A 2,583-nucleotide genomic window follows, 5' to 3' on the forward strand; every position below is an offset into this window, starting at 1 on the left:
GACTTGGAGGACGATGAGTAAGGAAATGCCCGAACAGTCTATTGTGGCGTGGAAAGCGTTCTCTTAATTTTTATCATAAACGAGTTATGCTACTGGATGGTTTGTCATAACCGTCAAGCTATCTTTTAGCCGCTCCAGCCTATGAACCAAAGATACACAGACATCTTGAACGAGCCGTTAGTTTGTGCAGAATTAAAACGAGCTTGGGAAAACTCTAATCCTGGATTGACTGGTGGACACGAAGAAGGCGGCTTTATTCTGAAAGATGCTGGAGGAAATTTTAGTGTTGTGCGATGGGCAGTCGGCGATCGAAACAGCATCTTTGTGCCGCCTCATCCAGGGTGTAAGATTGAAGGGATAGCGAACGCCAGCGTCATTTCATACTCATCCGAATACTGGAGGCGATTATCTTCAAGAACCAAGTGAAACCGATAAGCGCGCTGTGAGAGACGATCCTAATTTGAAGGAAGCTGCTTATGTGGGTGAATTTGTCATCTCTCAGGCAAAAATCTACTGGATTGAGCCGAATGGACAGGTCAGTGAGGTTGGTGATACAGCGTTGATTTTGGGTTTATATAGTGGAGATTAACTATGAGTGCAGTATTAAGTTCAGATGTGCTTCAAGATGATGTTGCTGTCACGGCAGCACGAGCAATCGCCGCTGCCAATAAACGCGCCCGCGAATTGAATGTGGATGTCATGCAGAGCATCATTAGCCTCACTCAGCACTCTCAGGATGGTAGCTGGGTGTGGAGGGTGAACTATGGCGCGAAAGATTATATTGGACGACGAGGTGGAGATTTGATAGTTGAGGTGAATCCAGAAGATGCCAGTATCTACCGAGTACTTTGGGGTCAATAAGCGCAGTCTAACAACACAGTGGAGTGGACGGTACAGAGTCTTCAAAGTTTACAAGGTCGGTAAAGGATGTGGACAAATCATCGAAGAAGCTTTAGAGACTCATTATTTGGGATATATAGAACAAAAAAATGGAGATAGTTAGATTAATAACTATCTCCATTAAAATTTAAAACCCCGATTTCCCTTCGTAAAAATCGCCAATGAGAGCAATATTACTAATAAGAATACTTATGAACTTTGGTTGCTTTATTTCACTAGCTCAAACCAACTTTCATGTCCTAAATGTAACTGAGCTAGATTCGATTCTCATTCTGAGAGGCTTTGCCAACGACCTCAGCCATTAAGCGGTTTAAACTTATCTCAATGAAGTAGGGGCAGTCCATGAATTGCTCCTACTTCATTGAAAATCGATCGCGATTATTCCAATCCAGCATAGACAGCTAAATCGCCCAACTCATCCTCGATTCGGAGTAGACGGTTATATTTTGCCACCCGTTCGCTGCGACAGAGAGAACCCGTTTTGATTTGTCCCGCGCGAGTCGCGACGGCTAGATCCGCGATCGTGGTATCTTCAGTTTCGCCGGAGCGGTGACTGATGATGGACTTGAAGCCGTTGCGGGTACCGAGATCGATCGTTTGGAGGGTTTCAGTCAGAGTACCGATTTGATTGAGTTTAATCAAAATGGCATTGGCTGATTTCTCCTTGATGCCTTGGCGCAAGCGGACGGAGTTAGTCACAAATAAGTCGTCCCCGACTAGCTGGACTTTCGAGCCGATTTTTTGGGTGAGTAATTGCCAGTTTGCCCAGTCATCCTCATGCAACCCATCTTCGATCGAGACGATCGGATATTTGGTCGTCAGATCGGCTAAATAGTCGATGAATTCGCCTGGAGTATGGCTGCTACCATCATAGATATAGTTGCCATCTTTGTAAAATTCACTCGCGGCGACATCTAGAGCTAGCGCGATTTGTTCGCCCGGTTTATAGCCAGCAGATTCGATCGCCGCCATCAGCAACTCTAAGGATGCTTGATTGGACTCTAGATTGGGCGCAAAGCCGCCTTCATCGCCTACGCCTGTCAGGAGACCCTTTTCGTCCAAAACTTTGCTCAAAGAGGCAAAGACTTCGGCTCCCCAGCGGAGCGCTTCCTTGAAGGAAGTCGCACCCACGGGTACGATCATAAATTCTTGGAAGTCGATGTTATTTGCAGCGTGAGAGCCACCATTAATCACATTCATCAATGGAACGGGTAGCAAATTTGCCAAAGGGCCGCCCAGATAACGATATAGTGGGACTCCCAGGGCATTTGCCACGGCTTTGGCATTGGCTAGCGATACCGCTAAAATAGCATTAGCCCCTAATTTAGACTTATTAGGCGTACCATCTAGCTCGATCATCGCGCGATCGATCGCCATTTGATCGAAAGCATCCATGCCTTCTAAGGCTGGCGCAATTTTGTCTTCAATATTGCTGACAGCTTTCTGTACCCCTTTACCGCCGTAGCGACTGGGATCGTCATCTCGTAATTCGTGGGCTTCAAAACTACCTGTGGATGCGCCACTAGGGACTTGAGCTAGCCCAAATCCACCATTGGCTAAGTATACTTCCGCTTCTACTGTCGGACGACCGCGAGAATCGAGAATCTCTCTAGCTCTGATTTCTGCAATCGCCATGTCTGGCATGTTCATAGTTATTCCCTCATCTTTCGATCGCGACCGATC

At 46.6% G+C, this 2,583-nt stretch carries 4 protein-coding genes; 3 read left to right on the plus strand and 1 reads right to left on the minus strand.

The features are described 5' to 3' along the window. Positions 1–141: 141 nt before the first annotated feature. The 3 genes from RMO35_RS22795 to RMO35_RS22805 are packed head-to-tail and all read left to right on the plus strand — an operon-like array spanning position 142 to position 861. Positions 142–426: a hypothetical protein gene (locus RMO35_RS22795; protein WP_309744633.1), complete on the plus strand. Its 285-nt coding sequence runs from the start codon at positions 142–144 to the stop codon at positions 424–426. A gap of 16 nt (positions 427–442) precedes the next feature. Continuing rightward, complete coding sequence (locus RMO35_RS22800; RefSeq protein ID WP_309744635.1) at positions 443–589, plus strand: hypothetical protein; 147 nt, start codon at positions 443–445, stop codon at positions 587–589. Between the two features lie 2 nt (positions 590–591). Next, positions 592–861, plus strand: coding sequence for a hypothetical protein (locus tag RMO35_RS22805; RefSeq protein ID WP_309744637.1), 270 nt, complete (start codon positions 592–594; stop codon positions 859–861). A gap of 417 nt (positions 862–1,278) precedes the next feature. Here RMO35_RS22805 and eno read toward each other — a convergent pair whose 3' ends face one another. Then, positions 1,279–2,544 (minus strand): phosphopyruvate hydratase, encoded by a 1,266-nt coding sequence (eno, locus tag RMO35_RS22810; protein ID WP_309744639.1) that lies wholly within the window; start codon positions 2,542–2,544, stop codon positions 1,279–1,281. Positions 2,545–2,583: the final 39 nt, after the last annotated feature.

The sequence above is a fragment of the Chamaesiphon sp. OTE_20_metabat_361 genome (assembly GCF_031364565.1).

What these genes read in the sequence shown, in the direction of transcription:
- RMO35_RS22795 (WP_309744633.1), top strand. Translation starts at nt 142, where the DNA reads ATGAACCAAAGATACACAGACATCTTGAACGAGCCGTTAGTTTGTGCA.
- RMO35_RS22805 (WP_309744637.1), top strand. Translation starts at nt 592, where the DNA reads ATGAGTGCAGTATTAAGTTCAGATGTGCTTCAAGATGATGTTGCTGTC.
- eno (WP_309744639.1), bottom strand. Translation starts at nt 2,544, where the DNA reads ATGCCAGACATGGCGATTGCAGAAATCAGAGCTAGAGAGATTCTCGAT.